Origin of the sequence: Solimicrobium silvestre, from assembly GCF_002976435.1 — a bacterium.
Classification (GTDB): Bacteria; Pseudomonadota; Gammaproteobacteria; order Burkholderiales; family Burkholderiaceae_D; genus Solimicrobium; species Solimicrobium silvestre.
Genome location: NZ_PUGF01000005.1, coordinates 18,030 through 40,735 on the forward strand (window position 1 = coordinate 18,030; position 22,706 = coordinate 40,735).

Genomic DNA, 22,706 nt, shown 5'->3' on the forward strand with positions numbered 1-22,706 from the left:
GGTATGCCTATCCAGCTCTGTATTTCATTTGCTTCAGCAATATTTTTATAAATCTCGCCTTAAGCATTACTGCGGTTTGTTACTCTAATGGAGAAGCGATGCAATCTTTTGAGAAATCAATTCAGGCTATCCAACAATGCAATGCGCTATTGAAGCAATTTATTGGATATTTCCTGCATTTTTTTGTTTTTAATAGTAAAAAGCAAACTCCACGTCAAAAATCTACTTCAAATGGCATAGGCTTCTTCGGAATACTATTTTCAAAGCGGTTGGCCCTACTTTTTGCCATAGCTTGCTCGCAACTGTTTTTTTCCAGCTCTGCATCGGCATCTTCTTGCGCTCCGACGTTTACCGTTGCTGAAAATTCATCGACATACACTTACACCTTAGCCACAAACGTCGCCGGTGCCGATTACTCCTGCGATCCTAACGGTACGTTCGGTATTTATGACGATACCGTGTGCGATACGGGAACGATTGCAACTTCACAGGGGGGAACTGCCCTTATGGATGGCGGTAGTCCTGATACCATTCAATACACGCCTGCAGCGGGTTTTTCGGGTACCGATATCGTTACTTTTTACAATACTAACAACGGGGCTGTTTGCGTGGCACAGCACGCTACCGTCACGGTCACCCCCAGCGGGCCCTCGGTGACGAGTCTTGCAACCACCGCGGGGCCGATTGCCGGCGGCACCAGCGTGATCATCACCGGTGCTGGTTTTTCCAGCGTGACAGCGGTTAATTTTGGCGGCACAGCGGCCACTTCTTATACCGTAAATAGTACAACCCAAATCACAGCTACTGCGCCAGCGCACAGTGCTGGTGTTGTGGATGTTACCGTGACGGCCACCGGCGGCACGAGTGCTACCGGTGCGGGAGATCATTACACCTACGCTGGTTTGCCAACAGTGACCAGTTTGTCTCCCAGTTCCGGTGTTGTGGCGGGGGGTACCAGTGTGGTCATTACTGGAACTAATTTCAGCGCAGCCACAGCAGTAAAGTTTGGTGCCACCAATGCCACTAGTTATACGGTCAACAGTGCCACCCAAATTACCGCAACGGCACCCGCCGGTTCCGCTGGCACGGTGGACGTTACCGTGGTGACTGTAGGAGGTACCAGCGCTACAGTGGCGGGAGATCATTACACCTTTGTTGCCGCACCCACGGTAACTGGCCTCAGCCCTACTTCCGGTACTGCGGCAGGCAGTACTAGTGTGACCATTACCGGGACTAATTTCACGGGGGCAACGGCAGTGCAATTTGGCGGTACTAATGCCACCAGTTACACGGTCAATAGCGCAACCCAAATCACTGCTACTGCACCTGCTCACAGTGCTGGAACCGTGGATGTGACGGTAATCACCACTGGCGGCACCAGTGCCACTGGTGCGAGTGACCACTACACCTTTGTAGCTGCGCCAACGGTGACTGGTTTAAGCCCTACCTCTGGTACCGCAGCGGGCGGTACCAGCGTGACTATTACCGGTACCAATTTTACTGGCGCTACGGCGGTGCAATTTGGTGGTACCAATGCCACCAGCTATACGGTTAATAGTGCTACACAAATTACGGCAACGGCACCAGCCGGTTCCTCCGGCACGGTGGACGTCACTGTGGTGACAACCGGCGGGACTAGTGCTACCGGAGCGAGCGACCAATTTACTTATGTGTCAGCGCCAGTGGTGAGCAGTATTAGCCCCGGTTCCGGCCCATTAGCAGGTGGCACCAGCGTGGTTATTACCGGGACCAATTTTACCGGTGCAACGGCAGTGCAGTTTGGTGGTACCAATGCCACCAGTTATACGGTCAACAGTGCAACGCAGATTACGGCGACGGCACCAGCCGGTTCCGCCGGTACGGTGGACGTCACTGTGGTGACAACCGGTGGGACTAGTGCTACCGGAGCGAGCGATCATTTTACTTATGTGTCAGCGCCAGTGGTGAGCAGTATTAGCCCCGGTTCCGGCCCAGTAGCAGGTGGCACCAGTGTGGTTATTACCGGGACCAATTTTACCGGTGCAACGGCAGTGCAGTTTGGTGGTACTAATGCCACCAGTTATACCGTCAACAGCGCAACGCAGATTACGGCAACAGCACCCGCCGGTTCCGCCGGTACGGTGGATGTCACTGTGGTGACAACAGGTGGTACTAGCGCCACGGGAGCGGGAGATCATTACACCTATGTTTCCACACCGACGGTGACTAGTTTGAGCCCTGGTTCCGGTGTTGCCGCAGGCGGCACCAGTGTGATCATCACCGGTACTAATTTTACCGGAGCCAGTGCGGTGAAATTTGGCGTTACCAACGCCACTAGCTATACGGTCAACAGCGCAACGCAGATTACGGCAACGGCACCCGCCGGTTCCGCCGGTACGGTTGACGTGACCGTAGTGACGAGCGGCGGCACTAGCGCCACCGGCGTGAGCGACCAATATACCTATGTTTCCGCGCCAACAGTAACCAGCTTAAGTCCCGGTTCCGGCACTGCGGCGGGCGGTACCAGTGTGGTCATCACCGGAACCAATTTCTCCGGTGCTTCAGCGGTAATGTTTGGCGTCACCAATGCCACCAGCTATATAGTTAATAGCGCCACCCAAATTACGGCAACGACACCCGCCGGTTCTGCCGGCACGGTGGACGTCACTGTGGTGACAACAGGCGGTACCAGTGCCACGGGGGCTAGTGATCATTACACCTTTGTTGCCGGACCCACGGTAAGTGGTCTCAGCCCTACTTCCGGTGCTACGTCAGGCGGTACTAGTGTGATCATCACCGGAACCAATTTCTCAGGTGCTTCGGCGGTAAAATTTGGCGTCACCAATGCCACTAGCTATACGGTTAATAGCGCCACGCAAATTACCGCAACGGCACCTGCCGGTTCCGCCGGTACGGTGGATGTCACTGTGGTGACAACAGGTGGTACTAGCGCCACGGGAGCGGGAGATCATTACACCTATGTTTCCACACCGACGGTGACTAGTTTGAGCCCTGGTTCCGGTGTTGCCGCAGGCGGCACCAGTGTGATCATCACCGGTACTAATTTTACCGGAGCCAGTGCGGTGAAATTTGGCGTTACCAACGCCACTAGCTATACGGTCAACAGCGCAACGCAGATTACGGCAACGGCACCCGCCGGTTCCGCCGGTACGGTTGACGTGACCGTAGTGACGAGCGGCGGCACTAGCGCCACCGGCGTGAGCGACCAATATACCTATGTAGCGGTCGCAACGGTGACTGGCATAAGTCCTGGTTCCGGCGCAGCAGCGGGTGGTACTAGTGTGATTATTACCGGGACTAATTTTAGTGGCGCCAGCGCAGTTAAATTTGGCACTAATAATGCCACTAGTTATACAGTGAATAGTGCGACGCAAATTACCGCAACATCCTCCGCAGGTACCGGCACAGTTGATGTGACCGTAGTGACGACTGGTGGCACTAGCGCCACTAGTGTGAGTGACCAATATACTTATGTAGCCGCGCCAACGGTAACCGGTTTAAGCCCTAACTCTGGCTTAGTAGCAGGTGGCACCAGTGTGGTTGTCACAGGTACTAATTTTAGCGGCGCCAGTGCCGTAAAATTCGGCACCAGTAATGCCACGAGTTATACGGTGAATAGCGCAACCCAAATTACCGCAACAGCACCTTCTGGTACCGGTACGGTGAATGTCACGGTAATCACCACTGGCGGCACCAGTGCTACTGGAGTTAGCAATCAATTTACCTACGTACCTATCGGCGTACTGACCTTCACAACGCCAACTTCAGCCTCAGTCACGCTGGGTGGTAGTTTAACGAATGCAGCAAGTTCAACCTTAACCGGCGGTAGTTACGGCGCCATCACTTACAGCAGTTCAAACACCGCTGTTGCCACGGTAAATAGCAGTGGTGTAATCACAACGGTGAGTGCCGGAACCAGCACGATTACTGCGACCCAGGCGGCGGTAACGAATGTCAATGCTCAGGCAACGCAAACGTATACATTGACGGTTAATACGCTACCAGTAGGCACAGTTAGCTTCACGACGCCAACTTCGGCCTCGGTTACGCTGGGCGGTAGCTTAACGAATGCAGCGAGTTCAACCTTAACCGGCGGTAGTTACGGTGCCATCACTTACAGCAGTTCAAACACCGCCGTGGCTACGGTAAGTGGTAGCGGCGTAATCACGCCAGTGAGTGCCGGAACCAGCACGATTACTGCGACTCAGGCAGCGGTAGCTGGAGTGAATGCGCAGGCAACGCGAACTTATTTACTCACCGTAAATACGCTCCCGGTTGGCACTCTTAGCTTCACAACCCCAAGTTCAGCTGCGGTAACGCTGGGCGGCAGCCTGACCAATGCGGCAACGTCGACTTTGACTGGCGGCAGTTACGGCGCAATTACTTATAGCAGTTCAAACACCGCCGTCGCCGCGGTAGGTAGTAGCGGTGCAATCACACCAATAAGCGCAGGAACCAGCACGATCACTGCAACCCAGGCAGCAGTAGCGGGTGTGAATGGGGTGGCAACGCGCACTTATACGCTAACAGTAAACACACTTCCAGTCGGTACCTTGAGCTTCACTACGCCAACTTCCGCTTCGGTCAAAGTGGGCGGTAGCTTAACCAACGCGGCCACCTCAACGTTGAGCGGCGGTAGTTATGGCGCCATCACGTATAGCAGTTCTAATCCGTCAGTTGCTACAGTCAATAGTAGCGGTGTTGTGACAGGGATCGGTGTCGGCACAGTCACCATTACCGTGACTCAGGCAGCGGTAGCCGGAGTGAATGCGCAAGTGACTCAAAGTTATACCCTAACCGTTAATGCCTTGTCGGTTGGCGTCTTGAGCTTTGCCACTCCTTCGAGTGCCTCGGTGATGATGGGAGCTAGCCTGACCAATGTCGCTACGTCAACGTTGGCCGGTGGAAGTTACGGCGCAATCACTTACAGTAGTTCAAATACAGCCATCGCTACGGTGAGCAGCAGCGGTGTAGTTACGCCAGTTAGTGCTGGAACCTGCACCATCACTGCGACACAGGCTGCTGTTGTTGGCATGAATGTCGTGGCGAGCAACACGTATCAACTTAGCGTGAATAAAAAAGTGCAGACAACACTAGTAGTGAGTAGTAGCGCGAGCACAATCGTAAAGGGTACTGGTACTGTTGTGTTGACAGTGACTGGCGGGTCAGGAGCCGGTGCGGTGAGCTATGCCGTCACCACGGGGAGTTGCACGTTGTCTGGCACCACGCTGACGGCGAGTGCCACCGCTGGAACCTGTGTTGTAACGGTGACCAAAGTAGCTGATGCGAATTACGCAGCGGCGACGGCCACCGTGACAGTTACGGTGCAAAATATAGCGTCATCCAGCGTAATATTGGCTAGCTCTAATCCTGCGCCGCAACAAGGGCAAACAGTGACGCTGACCGCGGCGATAACTCCGGCGAGTGCCACAGGAACCGTTCATTTTATGGATGGTAATACGATGATTGGAACTGGGACGGTAACTGCAGGTGTTGCCAACTATGCGACCAATACATTGACAATGGCGGCACATAGTCTTGTTGCGCACTATTCGGGAGATTCGGCGACTGCCGCTAGTGTCAGTGCGCCGTTAATGCTGACTATTATTGGTCGACCAAATCCGACATTAAATCCAGCAGTAAAAGCTAATGTTGCTGCGCATGCGGCCGCAACCCAACGTTTTACCATGGCGCAAATGACGAATATTTACAGTCATGTTCAACTATTGCACAACGACTTTAGCGTGGGAAATAATTTTAATCTTGGTATGAATGCGTCGCATCTGGACATGCTCAATTTGGTCGGTAACGAGATTATTAACAATTACACTGGGACGTATCCAAACGATCAAACTAATACTGGGCTAGCCTCGGGCAGCATGATGACGCGCGCTCCTTATGCTGGCGATTCTGGAATGCACAACACTAGCGCAGCGGGTGATGGCGTCGATGAAAACGCAGAAAGAAAAAATAACAATGCGCTACATTTTGCGGGTATGCCGATCGGATTCTGGAGCGCCGGTAATGTTGATTACGGTTCCTTAAATTCGCAAGACGGCAGTACCAACACCTTCTCGAGTTCAGGGCTGACAATCGGTGTCGATATGCTAGTCCATTCGAATTTAATTGTGGGTGCATCGCTAGGTTACGCCAGAGACACCACCACCACGGACTCGTTTGGTAGCGACAGTAAATCCAGGCAATTGTCGGCGTCGTTGTATGGTTCTTATCAACCAATGAGTCACTGGTATATTGATGTCGTTGCCGGTTATGGCCAGCTTAATTATGATAATCAACGCTGGTCGCCGGATGAGAATATGATGTTCGCTGGAAATCGTGACGGACGCGTGTACTATGCTTCCGCCAGTCTCGCTAAAGACATTCTGTTTGATCGAATTCACTTGCAACCATTTGGACGCTTTGATGTATTAAATGCCCACCTGAATAGTTATTCGGAGCAGGGCGGTAATGACATGGCCTTGACCTATCAAAGCAGCACCTTCACCAGTACTGCATTTACCGGCGGTTTGACGCTATTCAGAGATTGGGCTGTGGATGCTGGAATATTGACGCCATCGCTTAAATTTCAACTGTCTCATCTCGCTTCCGGTGATGTAAATCAGGGCATGTATTACTCTGATTTAGGTAGCAGCAGCACCAACTATAATGTGATTGTGACGGGGATGCCGGAAAATACTCAGTCGATAGGATTTGGATTAAACCTGAAAACCCGTGACGGTATTCAAGCTAATTGTGGTTGGCTAGGCTCGCTGGGTTCCAGCTCTTACCATGACAATAGCTTCAAAATCGATGTGCGGATCGGCTTTTAATTGTGCTTGAGATCGATGCTGCTAAAGCTGGGTGAAGAGTAGGAGGTAAGAAATCTGTTCCCGCAGGAATGGGTTTCTTAATCCTTTATTTCATTGAATTCGCCTGAAACCTGCATTAATAATTTTTTAATCGGTGCTGGTAAAGGCGCATTGTCACATTGCTCGATTGGATACCAAACATGCGTATCTTCCGCAATCGCACTGATACGACGCTTCAAACTACATTGATACGGGCTGATTTCCAGCTTGAAGTGGCTAAACACATGGGTGATTTTTGCCAGCGGAACTAGCATATCCAGATCACCAAAAGGTCGCACCGCCGCTTCAAAATATTGGCTTAATTGCTGCATTGGCATTCCGGCCTCATAAGCCAATTCCGGCAATGAATACAAACCGCCCCAAATTCCGCTTTCAGGACGTTTTTCTAATAGCACCTGCTGCTTATTCAGCAGTAGTAACATCATTATTTGTTTAGTGGGAATCGCTTTTTTAGGTTTTTTCGCCGGCAACTCCGCGACCCGATTGGTCGCCAACGCCACGCACCTTGCTTGCAACGGACAAGCTTCACAACGTGGCTTGCTGCGCGTGCATAACGTCGCACCAAGATCCATTAAACCCTGTGTGTACGCTTGAATTTGTTCCTTGCCTTCTGGCATCAAGGCTTGAGCGCGCTGCCACAAATCGTCTTCAACCGCACGAACGGCAGGAATGCCATCGATGCCAAACACCCGGGTAAATACCCGCTTAACATTTCCGTCCAAAATTGCCGCACGCGCGCCATAAGAAAATGCCGCAATCGCGGCTGCGGTGGAACGACCGATGCCCGGCAACTCCGCCAGCAATTCAGGTTGATGTGGAAACACGCCAGCGTATTCTTGCGTCACACGTTTCGCGCAAGCGTGCAGATTGCGGGCGCGGGTGTAATAACCCAGCCCGCTCCAATGCGCCATCACCTGTTCGCTACTTGCGTTGGCTAAACTGACTACGTCGGGGAAGCTGGTTAAAAAGCGCTGGTAATACGGAATGACCGCTGCCACCTGGGTTTGTTGCAGCATAATTTCAGACAGCCAAACCCGGTAAGCATCGCGGCTTTGCTGCCACGGCAGAGAGTGTCTGCCGTGGAGTTTTTGCCATTGAACAACGTCTTGTGAAAAACTGTTGTCAGCGTAGTTACGATCATTACCATTACCACTACCGCTGCTTGACTCTATTACTCGCTTCAAGCTGCCACCGGAATTTTCCCAAGTGTGCCAGATAAGGCCGTCATAATTTCTGCCTCTAGTTCAGCCAGGCCATTTTTGAGACCTTCTAAATCCGACTGCATCACTTCAAACGACATGATTTTATCTTCCAAACTATCGGTCGCCATATGAATGCGCTGAATCGATTGCATACGATTTTTGAGTTGCGATTTGTGCTCGTGAATCTGTGCTTCTAATGGCGCCATGATCGCTTTTTGCCACGCTTCTACGTCACGGTTAGCGCTTAAAAAACATTGCTTAACGCGGTTGGCAATTGAATCAAAGAATTTCTGCATCAACGCGACGCGTGAATTGGTCAGCAACGTTACTACACCAAATTGTTGTTGAAAAATCGATTCAACTGCTTCGAGTTCTGCGCGATATTTATCTAATGAAAATGGCATCGGTGTCGCCAGCGCCAGACCATGTTCGGTTGAGAATTTTTTGTACATGATGCTCATCATCTCAAAAATCTCATTGGTCTTTTGATTCGACATCGCCAGATTGCGTTTGGTACGGCTAAAAAATTCGTGTACTGCTGCAACCAGACCGGAGGAGAGCTTGCAATTTTCCATCGCATCTCTGGTGTGGCGCACTTCTTCTTTTAAAATATCCATACCCAGGCTGGTGAATACCTCGGTAGACAAGCGCGTAAATACCGCACGGGTACCTTGCAGCTTCATTAAACTTTGATCGAATTCCTGCTTTTCAATCTCAACCCGCCGCATCATGTGTTCAATGACTTTTTTATTTTTACCGCGCAAGCTTTTTAATTCAGACATTTGCTCAAACACGCCGCGATGCCGTGCGCCCATCAACGTATGCTGAACTTGCAGCAAGCTATGAATATCTTTATTTAATTGGCTGCGGATGATTTCCTGTTTGGACGGAATTAATTCATTCGACAGCGCATGCTCCAATTTCAGCAAGCGGCTTTTCACCAACAAAGGCGCATCGCCGTGAATTTTTGCGACTAACCCTTTTTGCGCCGAAACCGGGAAAATTTGATTTTCTTGCAGCGACAACAAATGCGCCGCTGACGTGATTTGATGCTTGATCTGCTCTTCTACTTCCGCTTCAGAACGCAGCTCATCCCACATGCTGTCGATTTTATTCAAGATCACCATGCGGCCTGGACCTGCGCCAATATGGTTACGCCACACATCAATATCGCTCTTGGTCACACCAGTATCGGCGGCCAAAATAAACAATACTGCGTGTGCATTTGGAATTAAATTCAGTGTTAATTCAGGTTCGGTACCGATCGCGTTCAAACCCGGCGTATCAACGATAATCAAACCGTCTTTCAGCAAGGGATGCGGGAAATTGATAATAGCGTGACGCCATTGTGAAATTTCAACCAGACCTAATTCATTTAATTCCAGCGCGGAATCGGGATCATCTTCATCATATAAACCATAGGATTTAGCTTCCGCCACTGAGACGTGCTTGGTCATGCTCACCTGTTTAAAGGCTTCCAACATGCCATCGGCGGACTGTATGTCTAGCGGCAATACAGTCCAGACTTGGTTTTGGGTTTTAAATTCGCTGGTAGTCTGGGATTCTGCGCGGGTTTCTATCGGCAGTAAACGTATGCTTGGCGGAAAAGTTTCATCGTATAACAACTCTGTCGGGCACATCGTGGTACGACCGGCGGCTGAAGGTAAAATCCGCTGACCATAATCGGCGAAGAAAATAGCGTTAATTAATTCCGATTTGCCGCGTGAAAACTCCGCCACAAAAGCAATCGTTAATTTGTCATCGGTTAGTTTTTCCAGCAAATGGGTAATACGCTGCTCAGTCACTGCGTCCGAGGTATCTGCCGCGTGAGTCCAAGCCCGATAGCGGTGCAATGAACTAATCACGCCACTGCGCCATTCACTATATTGTTGGAACTTTTTAACAAGATTACTCATGGTGACCTCTAAATTATTTTTACTTTTAGCAACTTAATTTTTTTACTGCAGCTCATGCTGAGCTTATTTTTGACATTTTACACAGTAAAAAGTAGAACGTTGCCCTTGTTTAACTTGTTGGATCAAAGTGTTGCATTTGCGGCATGGCAACCCAGTTCGATCATATACATAGTAGTTTTGTTGGAAATACCCGCTTTGTCCATCGACGCCAACAAAGTCACGCAAACTACTACCACCTTTAGTAATCGCGTCAGCCAGAATTTTTTGTATCGCCAACGCCAGTTTCTTATAACGCGCCAACGTTAATTCGGAGGACGGCGTGTAAGGGTTTATACCAGAAATAAATAAGCTCTCTGAAGCATAGATGTTTCCCACGCCAACCACAACATCGCCCGCCAATAACATTTGCTTCACCGCAATCTTACGATGTCTGGTTGCGGTATATAGCACGGCACCATTAAATTGTTCGGTGAGCGGCTCCATGCCTAAGCGCTGCAATAGCGGGTATTGTTCAATTGCACCATCTGCCGCGTCATGCCATAACACCGCACCAAAGCGGCGCGGATCTGTCAGCCTGAGTAATTGCTCACCCAAAACAATATCCATGTGGTCATGCAATTGTGCAGGAGTGTGAATCGGCAAAATACGGATGTGCCCAGACATGCCTAAATGAATGATTAAGGTGCCTTTTTTAAATACAATCAGCAAATATTTACCGCGCCGACCCGTACTCTGCACTGTCTGGCCGACCACTTTTTGCGCTAAATCGGCGGGAAACGGCCAGCGTAATCCGGCGCGCCGCAATACTAGACCCGTTACGCGTTGCTCAACTAAATAAGGACTAACGCCCAAACGGGTAACTTCAACTTCAGGTAATTCGGGCATAATTCTGTCTATTCACTCGGTTATTTTCTATATATATTGCAGACTTGCTTCTGAACTATGTACAATTAAAATTGCTATCCAAACAGGATTATCTCTTGAAAATTTCTTACTATATTGTACCGCTAGCATTGATATCCGGCATCTTATCTGGTTGTGCCAGCATGACCCCTGCCATTAATGAGGCCAGCAATATCACCTTAGTGCCAGATCCGGCGCCAATTATTCCCGAAGAGTCAACTTCTGTCGCTAGTAAGGAAAATCTCCCCAATGTTGAGCTAACCGATGAGATTTTGTTTAAAGTAGTTAGCGCCGAAATTGCTTTCCAGCGCGCAGATTTCCCCGCCGCATTTGCCACAATGATGGCGGTAGCGCAACAAACTCGTGACCCGCGCTTACCTAAGCGGGCGATGGAAATGGCACTGATCGCCAAGCAACCTCTACAAGCTTTTATTGCCTCGCGCTTATGGCATGAATACTCACCTGACTCCGATGAAGCGACGCAATATTATTTGGGCTTCATGGTCATCAACAATAATTTAGCAGAAGTAAACACCATTATTTCGCAACGTTTAGCGGGGGCGACTCCCAAAGAGCGCGGCCTGATCATACTGCAGACACAACGTTTGGTCATGCGCGGCACTGACAAAGAAGCGTCGTTTAAATTGCTGGAAGAATTGTGTAAGCCCTATCCTGATCTCCTTGAAACACATCTTGCCTTAGCCCAAGCTGCATACGCCAGCAATAACAGCGTGCGCGCCTTGGTTGAGGCACACGCGGCAATTATGTTAAGCCCTAACTCTCAAATTGCAGCACTCACATTAGCGCAGGTCAGCGCTTCGCCTGACGCTGCGTTAAAAGCGTTGGCAGATTTTTTAATACAAAATCCCACTGCACACGAAGTCAGACGAGCTTATGCGGGCATGCTGATTGAGCAAAAACAATTTGCCCAAGCTCGCAGTCAGTTCGATATCTTGCAAGCTGAAAGACCGCAAGACCCGGCAATTATGTATACGCAAGGCGTGTTGGCGTTACAAATGAATGATGTGGTCTCCGCAGAGAAGAATCTGAAAGACTTTGTTAATGAGCTTGAAGCTTCATCGTCTGAACAGCGAGACCCAACTTCTGCCTACCTGTATTTGTCGCAAATTGCCGATGACCGTAATGATGGCGTTGCTGCGCTGGATTGGTTGAGTAAAGTGCAATCTTATAACGGTAAAAACGCGGCTTATTTTAATGCGCAATTACGCACTGCTTTATTAATGGCGAAATATGGGCAACTCGATCAGGCGCGCCAATTTTTACATGAGTTAAAAGCCAGCCCGGAAGAACAAATTGAAATAATTCAACTGGACGCTGAATTATTGCGCAACGCTAAACGCGACGCGGATGCAATGTCCCTGTTGCAAGAAGCCACTAAAAGCCATCCGGATAATCCTGATCTGTTGTACGACTTTGCCATGATGGCGGAGAAGTTTGACCGTATCGACGAGATGGAAAAAGCGTTACGTCAGGTGATTAAAATCAACCCTGAAAACCAACATGCCTATAACGCACTCGGTTATTCATTCGCGGACCGAAATATCCGACTTCCGGAAGCGCGCGCACTCATCGAAAAAGCGCTTTCTTTAGCGCCGGATGACGCGTTTATTATTGATAGCATGGGTTGGCTCGAATTTCGGGAAAATCAAAATGAAAAAGCCTTGGCCTTTTTGCAGCGCGCTTATCAAATTCGTCCCGATGTAGAGATTGCAGTACATGTGGGCGAAGTTTTGTGGAGCATGGGTGATCAGCAAAAAGCTAAAAGCATCTGGAAAGAAGCTCAGCAAAAAGATCCAAGCAATGCTGCATTAAAAAGCACGCTGGAACGTCTTAAAGTAAGCCTTTAAACTGATCTAATCTCACAATGGCGCACTCTTAAAAGAGTGCGCCATTTTTAACTTATTCCAATTCTATGCGCACAAGTATACTATCCAGCTTACGCTACACAGTGCTGTGTTTTGCCATCTGCCTGTCCGCCTGCAGCAGCCTGACTCCATCCTCGCCGACCAACGCATCGCAGCTACCAACCACGCGTGAATACCATCAACAGATAGAAATGTCCGGGCGCTTATCCGCGCAATACGAAGCGAACAATAAACCGCAAGCGGTACACATTAATTTTAGCTGGTCACAAACTCCCCAACAAACCCTGATTACCTTAGGCTCACCAACAGGACAAACGCTGGCGACAATTTTAATTAACGCGCAAGGTGCGCAATTAACCCAAGCTGATAAAGCGCCGCGTTTTGCGAGTGACGCGAATCAATTGTTTATAGACATGCTAGGTTGGCCTTTGCCGATTGCAGGCCTTAAGGATTGGCTACAAGGCTTTATTACGGCCGACCACGCCACGCCCATTACAGAGGCTACCTCTAACAACGCATTGGTTGTAGATGGCTGGTTGCTGCGCTATGCAAGCTGGCAAACTGAAAATAATGTTGAACGTCCAAAACGGCTGGATTTATCACGTCAAACCGAGCCGGCGGGTTTGGTTTCGTTGCGCATAGTGGTCGATGAATGGAATGGGCAATGACAGTCAGCAGCTTAAAGAATTGCCCTGCGCCAGCCAAGCTGAATTTATTTTTGCATGTCACGGGGCAGCGCTCCGATGGCTATCATTTACTGGAGTCGGCGTTTCAGTTAATCGATCATGTTGATTTACTACATTTCTCTTTGCGCGATGATGCAAAAATTATTCGCACCAATGAGTTGGCTGGGGTTCCTGCCGAGACGGATTTAGTGGTGCGTGCCGCCAGATTATTGCAAGTCCATACCAGCAGTAAATTAGGCGCAGAGATTACCCTAGACAAAAAACTGCCAATGGGTGGCGGCTTAGGCGGTGGTTCTTCAGATGCGGCAACTACGTTGATTGCATTAAATCGTTTGTGGGAGACTGATTTATCACGTCAGCAATTAATGCAACTGGGCTTGCAATTGGGCGCTGATGTGCCGTTTTTTCTGTTCGGCCAAAACGCGTTTGCGCAGGGAATTGGTGAAAAATTAACCCCACTAATTACCCCGGATTGTTGGTATGTAGTGATAGAGCCGGGAGTATCTGTGCCTACCCAAGCAATATTTTCTTCAAAAGCATTGACAAGAAATAGCTCATCCATTAAAGTGTCGGACTTCCAGCAGTACCCCAAAGGGAACTGGAGAAATGATTTGCAGAGCGTCGCAATTCAATTATTTCCTGAAATTTTAGTTGCAATAGACTGGCTAAATAAATATGGAAATGCTAGAATGACGGGCTCCGGTTCTTGTGTGTTTTGTGCCTGCAGTAGTGAAGATGCAGCAAATGAAATACTCAAGGATATTCCAGGTGAGTTGCAAGATTGGACAGCCTGGAAAGCTAAAGCGTTAAATGAACATCCTTTAACGAATTGGTTAGGATAATAAGTTTTAACCCAAGTTTTAGTTTTATCGTTGCGAGGTTAATCACTTAGCAAGTAACGGTAAAAATGTAGGGGATTCGCCAAGTTGGTTAAGGCACTGGATTTTGATTCCAGCATGCGGAGGTTCGAGTCCTCCATCCCCTGCCAAAATACGAGCCGCCGCATTAGTTTTGATGCGGCGGCTTTTGAGTTTAAATTCACAGCGTTTGTTGACATAATCTCAGCACTTTGATTTCTATTAGCATTTAAAAATAATCAAGCTATTATTATTTTTAAGGGCAATCGAAATAACAATCCCGCTATTAATCTCGTTACTACTCTCGCCTAAAGGCTGCCATGGCACATGATAATTTGATGGTCTTCACCGGTAACGCCAATCCTGCCTTAGCGGCCGGCGTTGCTAAACAACTGGGCTTGTCACTTGGCAAAGCGGTTGTATCTAAATTTTCCGATGGCGAGATCACCGTTGAAATCAATGAAAACGTGCGTGGTAAAGACGTTTTTATCATTCAATCAACCTGCGTTCCAACTAACGACAGCTTGATGGAATTAATGTTAATGGTCGATGCGTTAAAACGCGCCTCTGCTGGCCGCATTACTGCTGCAATTCCTTATTTCGGTTACGCCAGACAAGATCGCCGCCCACGTTCGGCGCGCGTTGCCATCTCGGCTAAAGTTGTTGCTAATATGTTAGAAGAAGTTGGTGTTGAGCGCGTAATCATTATGGATTTGCATGCCGACCAAATTCAAGGTTTCTTTGATATTCCAGTTGATAACATCTACGCATCCCCGATTTTATTGCGTGACTTAATCGCTAAAAATTACGACGATTTATTAGTGGTTTCTCCAGACGTTGGCGGCGTAGTGCGCGCCCGTGCTTTGGCAAAACATTTAAATTGCGACTTGGCGATTATTGATAAACGCCGTCCTAAAGCCAATGTTTCCGAAGTCATGAACATCATTGGTGAAGTTGAAGGCCGTAACTGCGTCATTATGGATGACATGGTCGACACCGCCGGCACGCTGACTAAAGCCGCTGAAGTGTTAAAAGAACGTGGTGCTAAAAAAGTATTGGCATATTGCACACACCCAGTATTATCGGGCCCGGCAATTCAACGTATTACCGATTCGCCATTAGATGAATTAGTCGTTACCGATACGATCCCATTGTCTGCCGCCGCATTAAACTGCAGCAAAATCAGACAGTTATCGTGTGATGCAATTTTGGCTGAAACGATACGCCGCATTACCAAGGGCGATTCAGTTATCTCCCTGTTTGCAGATTAAGACGAACCTACGCAAAACCGCTCCAGCGGCGTTACACCTCCTGGTCGTACAAGTTGTACTGCCTTCGTCGGTGCTCCTTGCTGGAACAATTTTACGTAAGTCCTACTAAGATTTACTACGCAGTCAGTTTCTGGCTGTAATTTTAGTTTCCTGGTCGCGGGAAACTCAACGCAAAAGTTCACTTTTGCACATTTTGGAGCTTCACATGAAAGTTATTGCATTTAAACGCACATTACAGGGCACCGGAGCGAGCCGCCGCCTGCGTAAAGCTGGTCAAACTCCTGGTATCGTCTACGGCGGTACAGCAGCACCGGTATCGATCACTTTGGATCACAACGCGTTGTACCATGCGTTGAAAAAAGAAGTGTTCCACTCCTCAATTTTGGATTTGGAAATTGATGGCACAGTTGAAAAAGTATTGTTACGTGACTTCCAAGTCCACGCATACAAACAATTAGTTTTGCACGCTGATTTCCAACGTGTTGATGCTAACCACAAAATCCACGTAAAAGTGCCTTTGCATTTCACTAACGCTGACGTTTCTCCAGCAGTTAAATTGCATGCAGCTGTAATCAGCCACGTAATGGTTGAGTTGGAAATTTCTTGCTTGCCAGGTCAATTGCCAGAATTCATTATTGCTGATTTGGCTAATTTGGATGCAGGTCAATCTTTACACGTTAAAGACATCGTATTGCCTGAAGGCGTTACAGCAATTATCCACGGTGAAAATCAAACCGTAGCTATCGCTGTTATCCCAGCTGGCGCAACTGCTGCTGAAGCAGAAGCTGTCGCTGAAAAGAAATAATCGGTTAAATCCGATTGTTAAAAAACCGCCTTCGGGCGGTTTTTTTATGAGGGAATTAAATTTAATTTAAACTATTTGTTAGAAGGGAATTGGTACCAAAGCTTCTAAAATTAAAATTTAGAATTCACCTTAAGTTGCATTCATACCAAATTGAATTTTTAAGACAGTTTCAACAGCCCGCATATCAGCCTGATTTAGCTTGCCGAGCATAGTCTTGAGACGCAGTTTGCCGCTGTCATAATTTGATCTGCCATTACCTTATTTTTTTGTCCAGCCAACGTAATCACTGTTTCACTTGGATAGATCCGGTCAGTATTGCTGCTTATTGGTACAACTTGTACTCGCGCCATATGCTGGTTAGCAGCATCATTACTCACAATCACGGCAGGTCGTGTCTTACGGATTTCACTACCGACTGCCGGGTCAAACTCAACACACCAAACTTCACCGCGTTTCATGGGTAACATCTTGTATAAGGGCGTTGCACCATTCACCGGCTTCTGCTTCACGCTTAGTATCTGCTGCCATTGCTTGATAGCCCGCGTCCAACGTATCTTCTTTCAATACGTAAGGACGTGCCAAACCTTCCAAAAATTGGCTAATATTGCCACGACCAATAACCTTATGCAGACCCGCATAGACTGCTTCGTCAATGGTAATTGTCATTTTGCGTTGCATGATTTCACCTTGTAATATACACGTACATATATCACTCTTTAAAAGATACTTGTACAATCAGAACTTTCCCTACAGTTGCTTCACTGGATCTGAATAATAACTTGCGCTGATACATTAAATTTACCAGTGGTTACGGTTTTTTATTGGCTAATTCATGGAAGCGGGTTCTTTCGAATTTGAACGCAGTTGATGCTGTGTGCAGATACTGCACTTAAAAAAAATACTTACATGCAAAAAGAAGATAGCGTTGCCACTCTGAGTGCAAGCAAGGATTCATGTATCGCTGCTATGTGGAGTCGATATTCACTCACTCATAAATAAGAGTAAAAGTCATGGCGCTATTGGCAATGCCGGCAGCTACTTTTGCAGCAGTCTGTATATATCTGGCATTAAAAGGAATGCTATAGCTTCCCCCAGTTGTTATATTTCCAAACGCATGAGGAACGCCAAATTCTTGTACCGCTTCGTTACCGTCTGCGCTTCGTATCTCGATACCGACACCAGCCGCGGCAGGCTTTGCACCACCCGAGTCCAGAGCAAGAATTCCATTTTTAGCATCCAATGCTGGCTTTAAAGGATCGAGCTGATACTTAACTGACGTATTAGGGCCAGCTACGCAATTATTCAGGCGAATCTCAAATGGAACCGGACTGAGCCTGCTACCAACGCCATTAAACATCTGTGCCGTATTTGTCTTGCCCATTGGAACGGTGATATTCGGCATAGAACAGCTCACTGTTGTCACAGTCAGCCCCTTGATGGTCAGTGTTGCTTCCGTTGACCAATAATTTTGGTTATTACGCAAAATACCTGTGCCAATTGCATACGACCCAAGGCTACCTCCGTTCGTGGCTCCGGTCTTATAAAATGCCAGCAGAAATTGCCCCCGTATAGGCTGAACTGGCATAAATCCTGGATAAGTACAGACAAGCCTATTCCAGCTAGCGTGGATCTCTGGACCCAAATTAACTCCATCTATCCAAGCGCTACTGCCATCACAATTGCCAATTGACCTCAGGCCGAGCGCAAAACCGACACCAGAAATACTCGTATTGTAAACACGCCGACCATTAATCATGCGATTGAAGCTACCGCCATAGGCTTTAACCCCAAGCGATTGTGAGCTATAGGTTCCTGAGCAGTTGTAAAGCTGAAATGGTCCGGTTTCTATATCCGGCCCGATCTGTGTTCCAATTGGCGCGTCCTGTGCAACGGACAAATTGAATGGCATCTGGAACGTACTTTGTGTCTCGGTGGTGCAGGCTGCCAGAGCCGTTGATGCAGAGAACGCCAAGGCACACAAAATAAAATTTAAAACAGCTGGGAGTTTAATCATTATTTAATCCATTCTTAATAAGTGCCGCGCATCTTGTCGTCAGTGGATTGCACTTTTTTGTTAGGTGCGACATGTGTTTTTTAGCGCTATTTCCAGGGTGACATAAACAGCCTGGGATTATTTTGTGAATAGTCTTATCAAGGAGTTTATGCAACTGGCACGCAAGCAGCATTCAAGCTAAACAAAGGTTCACCCATTTTTTTCTGATCGGTCAAGCCGTAAGAAGTGGTGTGTCGCTCCGATGGAGGAAGAGATACTCTCACTCATAAATAAGAGTAAAAGTCATGGCGCTATTGGCAATGCCGGCAGCTACTTTTGCAGCAGTCTGTATATATCTGGCATTAAAAGGAATCGTATAGCTTCCCCCTGTTGTTATATTTCCAAACGCATGAGGAACGCCAAATTCTTGTACCGCTTCGTTGCCGTCTGCGCTTCGTATCTGGATACCGACACCAGTCGCGGCAGGCTTTGCACCACCCGAGTCCAGAGCAAGAATTCCATTTTTAGAATCCAATGCTGGCTTTAAAGGATCGAACTGATACTTAACTGACGTATTAGGGCCAGCTATGCAATTATTAAGTCGAATCTCAAATGGAACCGGACTGAGCCTGCTACCAACGCCATCAAACATTTGTAGCGTATTCGTTTTTCCCATTGGAACGGTGACATTCGGCATAGAGCAGCTCACCGTTGTGACAGTCAGGCCTGTTATTGTTAATTTTGACTCAGGGCTAGTCCACCACCCATCGTTATTATATAAAGGAGCAGTAATAGATGTTTTGGATGCAACGGTACCTGAATCGGTCGTTGGTGCGATCTTATAAAATGTAAGAAGAAATTGCCCTTTAATAGGCTGCACTGGAAACAAACCCTTTGCTCTACAAAGAACCGTGTATGGCCAGTTGTTGGACTCCCTTCCTGCATAATCGATCTTGCCATCACAATTACCAATTGACTTCATGCCGACTGAATAACCGATACCCTTAATACCACTATTGAAAATTAGCCGACCATTAATTCTTTTGCCAGTGGAGTCGTAGGAACTGATCGTAATCGCTTGATTAAATTGCGATGTATCTGAGCAGGAATAAAGGTCATATGTTCCCGCTGCCCCTATCGGTGTGTTAATAGGATGGTCTTGTGCCACGGATAAGCTGATTGGCATATTGAACGTATTCTGTGTTACGGTGCACCCCCTATCAGCCTGAGCGTTTGATACGTAAAATAACAAGGTACATAAAGTAAAATTTAAAACAGCCGAGAATTTAATCATTATTCATTCCATCTTTGACAAGCTCAGCACAAAGCCTGTTGTCAACGGCTTGCACTTTCTGAGATAAGCTCCGCATTGTATGGCCACCTGTGTGATGGCCTGAAGTGGGGATAAGCAGCATTGCTGCATTGAGTCGTAGTGCTGAATGATGTTGCGGGCACCAATTTGACCGGTCTTTAGTTAAGTGCGTCATATGCTTCCTTAGTGTTTTTTTAGGGAGACATAGCCAGCCCTAAAACTTGTGTTGTGATTATTCTTGTTTAGCGACTTATGCAGCGGGCACACAAGCTGCGTTCAATCTAAACAACGGCTCATTCGTTTTTTTCTGATCGGTTAAGTCGTAAGGGATGGTGCATTGCAGCTCGTTGTCATTGCCCCATTTGACGGTCAGCAAACCTTGGTCGTTCGCGGCACGGGCATATATTTTTCCACCTTGCCCTACCATCCCAACGTTGGCGCCATCACTAGCGTAAACATTTGAACCCAATGGCAGCAGTTTGCCATCTGGTAGCGTAGTTTTTATTAGCACCGCGCGCCCGAGTGTGGTCTCAAATTTAAATTTAACCGAAGCGCCTGCGTAAGGAGCTGCCCGCAACTGATTGCCAGCTAGTTCCGCATTAGAATTAATGCCATCTGAATCCAGGCTGACTTCGTTATAACGATATGGCGTTAAATAAGGAATGACCGCATAGCCAGAACTGTCGATCCGCGCACCCATTCCATTACGTACCAAGGCACCTTCTGCACCTTTTGCTTCAATTAATCCAAACGTATCACCAACATACGGCCCCATGGTTAAGCCGCCGGAATGTGCTACCAATGCGCCGCGCATATTAGCGCCTGCCTGCCAATAATCTTTACCCGTCGAATAACTTGCACCAACAGTTGCGGCAGAAAATTGCTTTTGCACGTTAGCGTTGGCGCTGACGCTGGAACCTTGTTGATACGCGGTGGAAAGTCCATAGCTAGTTGTTTGATCTTCGCCGATAGTGCCAGAAAGGGAAGTTTGATAACTGTTTTTTCCGCCGCTCTGACTGGTAACCGAGCTAGAAAGCGATGATGTATTTGCCCCTGTTCCCAAAGGAACAGAAACCGATAGCGTGACCATGTTTGTGGTGGCATTATTTTGCAAGCCGTTATTAAAACCTGGTTGTCCATTAATTGAATTGAGTAACAAACCTGTTTGCTGTCTTGAGACAGACAGGTTGTAGTTAATTGAGCGATAGTTATTGCTATAGCCCAATTGAAACTGGGTATCATTTTCTTTGCCGGCGTAGTAATCATTCATCGCGGCGGAGACATAGAACTGTCCATAGCGGCCTAAGTTCTGGTTAAGGTTAACCACAAATTGGTTACGTTGCTGATAGGTAGCAGAAGACCAGATTTGCCCTGTTTGTGCTGCACTACGTACGCCTAACGCATCCACCAAATCACGGTATCCGCCAGTAGAATAGCGATAACCTGCCAATGACAGCGTGGTGGAAGTTGGTTGATAGGTATAGCTATACGTTGTTGCCAGCCGCCAGCCTTTTAACTTTTCGTTGTTGATATCTTTGCTCATTGAGTAGATGGTATTCAAGCCCAATGCACCAACTGGGGTTCCCATTACAGCGCCCGCCAAAACAGATTGATAATCGGCGGCCAATCGCACTCCCACATTACCGGTGAGGGAATTGGTGAGCCCGCGCTGATAGGTTGCATCAGCAAAGAAAGGTTGCATGTTGGCGACTTGGTTAACCTGCCCAAACGAAACTGCATAACGTGATGCACCAGGGCGCATGGATTCCGGTACAGCTGAAAACGGCACTGTAAAATGGGCGACCCGACCATCGGCTTCGGTCACTTCTACCTGCAAATCACCTTGATAACTGGTTGGGTACAGATCTTCAATAATGAATGGTCCAGGCGCAACCGTGGTTTGATAAATTTCATGTCCTGCCTGACGTATAACCACTTTGGCATTCGTCAAGGCGATGCCGCGTACAATCGGCGCATATCCGTTCATTGAGTCAGGCAACATCCTGTCATCGGTAGCGATGGAAATACCGCGAAATCCAACACTGCTAAATAAATTTCCGCCAGTGTAGTTTTGACCAATAGTCAACTCGCTTTGCCAGTTCGGTAATGAACGCTGCGCATAAGTACGGGAGCTATTCCAGTGCGCGGTACTATTAGGTGCATTGGAACTTTTTTGGTAATTATAATTACCTTGATAGCGCAAACGCCACATGCCTAAATTGATGCCCGAGTTTACGCCTAGGTAAGCAGAATCATTATTATTACTCTGCGTATCATATCGATAGTAGTTACTGTCATAGTTGAAAAATGCCATTGTTTCACCGGCATCGAGATTTTCCGGATTGACATAACCGCGTGGGTTACGAATCATCAAGGCTTGCGGAACGGTGATATTCAAACGTAAACTACTCATCAAAAAAGTGCTGGTAGCGCCACTAATGCGTTGCTCAACTGGGTAGCACTTGGCCGGTTCTTTAATTGCGGTACTGGTCTTTGTTTGATCATTAACGGTGGTCGTTGTGGTTACCGTGGTGGTGCTGGTAATTTGTGAAATATTTTCTGGCTTAACACCCGAGTCGATCAGAAGTTGATCATCCAAACACGGATATACCTTACCCTGATCTCCCACTAAAAATTCCACCGTTTTTCTGACGCTCAATACGTTGTTAACATAGATGTCGACCAGATAATTTCCTGGGTCAATTATGTTAGGTCGGTTAAAGCGCTCAAGACTCGCGCCTGACAATGAACCACCTACTAATAGATTACTGTTGAAATTGTAAGCGGCAGCTGTAGTAGCTACCGCCACTTGCATAGGCGCGGCAAACTCTTGTGACGCAACTTCTGTTGCGGCCTCAATCATTGCATCAGCTGGCAGTGCTGACAACAAACCCATCACTAAAAGCGATGCCGGTATAGTTTTTTGAGATTTAGCATTATGCATACTCAAAAAAGAATTGCTGAGTTTGTTCGCGTTCATTTATGCACCTTTCGTTAAGAATATGT

At 47.8% G+C, this 22,706-nt stretch carries 14 protein-coding genes and 1 tRNA gene; 7 read left to right on the forward strand and 8 right to left on the reverse strand.

Translation table 11 applies throughout. The annotated features are described in order from the left end of the window. The first annotated feature begins 98 nt into the window (after window positions 1-98). On the forward strand, window positions 99-6,830 hold the full coding sequence (locus S2091_RS06855) for an IPT/TIG domain-containing protein (RefSeq protein ID WP_105531061.1): 6,732 nt from the start codon (window positions 99-101) through the stop codon (window positions 6,828-6,830). A 77-nt stretch (window positions 6,831-6,907) separates the two neighbouring features. Here the strand turns inward: S2091_RS06855 and mutY are convergent, their stop codons facing one another. From mutY to mutM, 3 genes are all read right to left on the reverse strand, one after another. Then, a complete protein-coding gene (mutY, locus tag S2091_RS06860) occupies window positions 6,908-8,053 on the reverse strand; it encodes an A/G-specific adenine glycosylase (protein ID WP_105531062.1) in 1,146 nt (381 codons plus the stop codon). Beyond that, a complete protein-coding gene (locus tag S2091_RS06865) occupies window positions 8,050-9,987 on the reverse strand; it encodes a dynamin family protein (RefSeq protein WP_105531063.1) in 1,938 nt (645 codons plus the stop codon). Before S2091_RS06865 ends, mutY begins: the two co-directional genes overlap by 4 nt. A gap of 63 nt (window positions 9,988-10,050) precedes the next feature. Then, the gene (mutM, locus tag S2091_RS06870; protein WP_105531064.1) at window positions 10,051-10,872 is read right to left on the reverse strand and encodes a bifunctional DNA-formamidopyrimidine glycosylase/DNA-(apurinic or apyrimidinic site) lyase; all 822 of its coding nucleotides are present in this window, start codon (window positions 10,870-10,872) and stop codon (window positions 10,051-10,053) included. Window positions 10,873-10,967: 95 nt separating this feature from the next. Between mutM and S2091_RS06875 the strand changes: the two genes are divergently transcribed. The 6 genes from S2091_RS06875 (at window position 10,968) to S2091_RS06900 (ending at window position 16,395) form a co-directional block, all read left to right on the forward strand. Next, complete coding sequence (locus S2091_RS06875; RefSeq protein WP_243405338.1) at window positions 10,968-12,758, forward strand: tetratricopeptide repeat protein; 1,791 nt, start codon at window positions 10,968-10,970, stop codon at window positions 12,756-12,758. A 65-nt stretch (window positions 12,759-12,823) separates the two neighbouring features. Next, entirely contained in the window at window positions 12,824-13,444 is a 621-nt protein-coding gene (lolB, locus tag S2091_RS06880) for a lipoprotein insertase outer membrane protein LolB (RefSeq protein ID WP_105531065.1), read from the forward strand. Beyond that, window positions 13,441-14,304: a 4-(cytidine 5'-diphospho)-2-C-methyl-D-erythritol kinase gene (gene ispE / locus S2091_RS06885; protein ID WP_105531066.1), complete on the forward strand. Its 864-nt coding sequence runs from the start codon at window positions 13,441-13,443 to the stop codon at window positions 14,302-14,304. The genes lolB and ispE overlap by 4 nt, the downstream gene beginning before the upstream one ends. A gap of 69 nt (window positions 14,305-14,373) precedes the next feature. Further along, a tRNA-Gln gene (locus S2091_RS06890) sits at window positions 14,374-14,450 on the forward strand. A 189-nt stretch (window positions 14,451-14,639) separates the two neighbouring features. Continuing rightward, window positions 14,640-15,590: a ribose-phosphate pyrophosphokinase gene (locus S2091_RS06895; RefSeq protein WP_105531067.1), complete on the forward strand. Its 951-nt coding sequence runs from the start codon at window positions 14,640-14,642 to the stop codon at window positions 15,588-15,590. Window positions 15,591-15,795: 205 nt separating this feature from the next. Next, a complete protein-coding gene (locus tag S2091_RS06900; protein WP_105531068.1) occupies window positions 15,796-16,395 on the forward strand; it encodes a 50S ribosomal protein L25/general stress protein Ctc in 600 nt (199 codons plus the stop codon). Between the two features lie 194 nt (window positions 16,396-16,589). Here S2091_RS06900 and S2091_RS06905 read toward each other — a convergent pair whose 3' ends face one another. The 5 genes from S2091_RS06905 to S2091_RS06925 form a co-directional block, all read right to left on the reverse strand. Continuing rightward, window positions 16,590-16,853, reverse strand: a complete 264-nt coding sequence (locus S2091_RS06905; protein ID WP_207769650.1) for a type II toxin-antitoxin system PemK/MazF family toxin — start codon at window positions 16,851-16,853, stop codon at window positions 16,590-16,592. Further along, window positions 16,840-17,073: an addiction module antitoxin gene (locus S2091_RS06910; RefSeq protein WP_105531069.1), complete on the reverse strand. Its 234-nt coding sequence runs from the start codon at window positions 17,071-17,073 to the stop codon at window positions 16,840-16,842. The genes S2091_RS06905 and S2091_RS06910 overlap by 14 nt, the downstream gene beginning before the upstream one ends. A 307-nt stretch (window positions 17,074-17,380) precedes the next feature. Beyond that, on the reverse strand, window positions 17,381-18,409 hold the full coding sequence (locus S2091_RS06915; RefSeq protein ID WP_105531070.1) for a fimbrial protein: 1,029 nt from the start codon (window positions 18,407-18,409) through the stop codon (window positions 17,381-17,383). A 259-nt stretch (window positions 18,410-18,668) separates the two neighbouring features. Continuing rightward, a complete protein-coding gene (locus S2091_RS06920; protein ID WP_105531071.1) occupies window positions 18,669-19,682 on the reverse strand; it encodes a fimbrial protein in 1,014 nt (337 codons plus the stop codon). Window positions 19,683-19,950: 268 nt separating this feature from the next. After that, complete coding sequence (locus S2091_RS06925; RefSeq protein WP_243405339.1) at window positions 19,951-22,680, reverse strand: fimbria/pilus outer membrane usher protein; 2,730 nt, start codon at window positions 22,678-22,680, stop codon at window positions 19,951-19,953. Window positions 22,681-22,706: the final 26 nt, after the last annotated feature.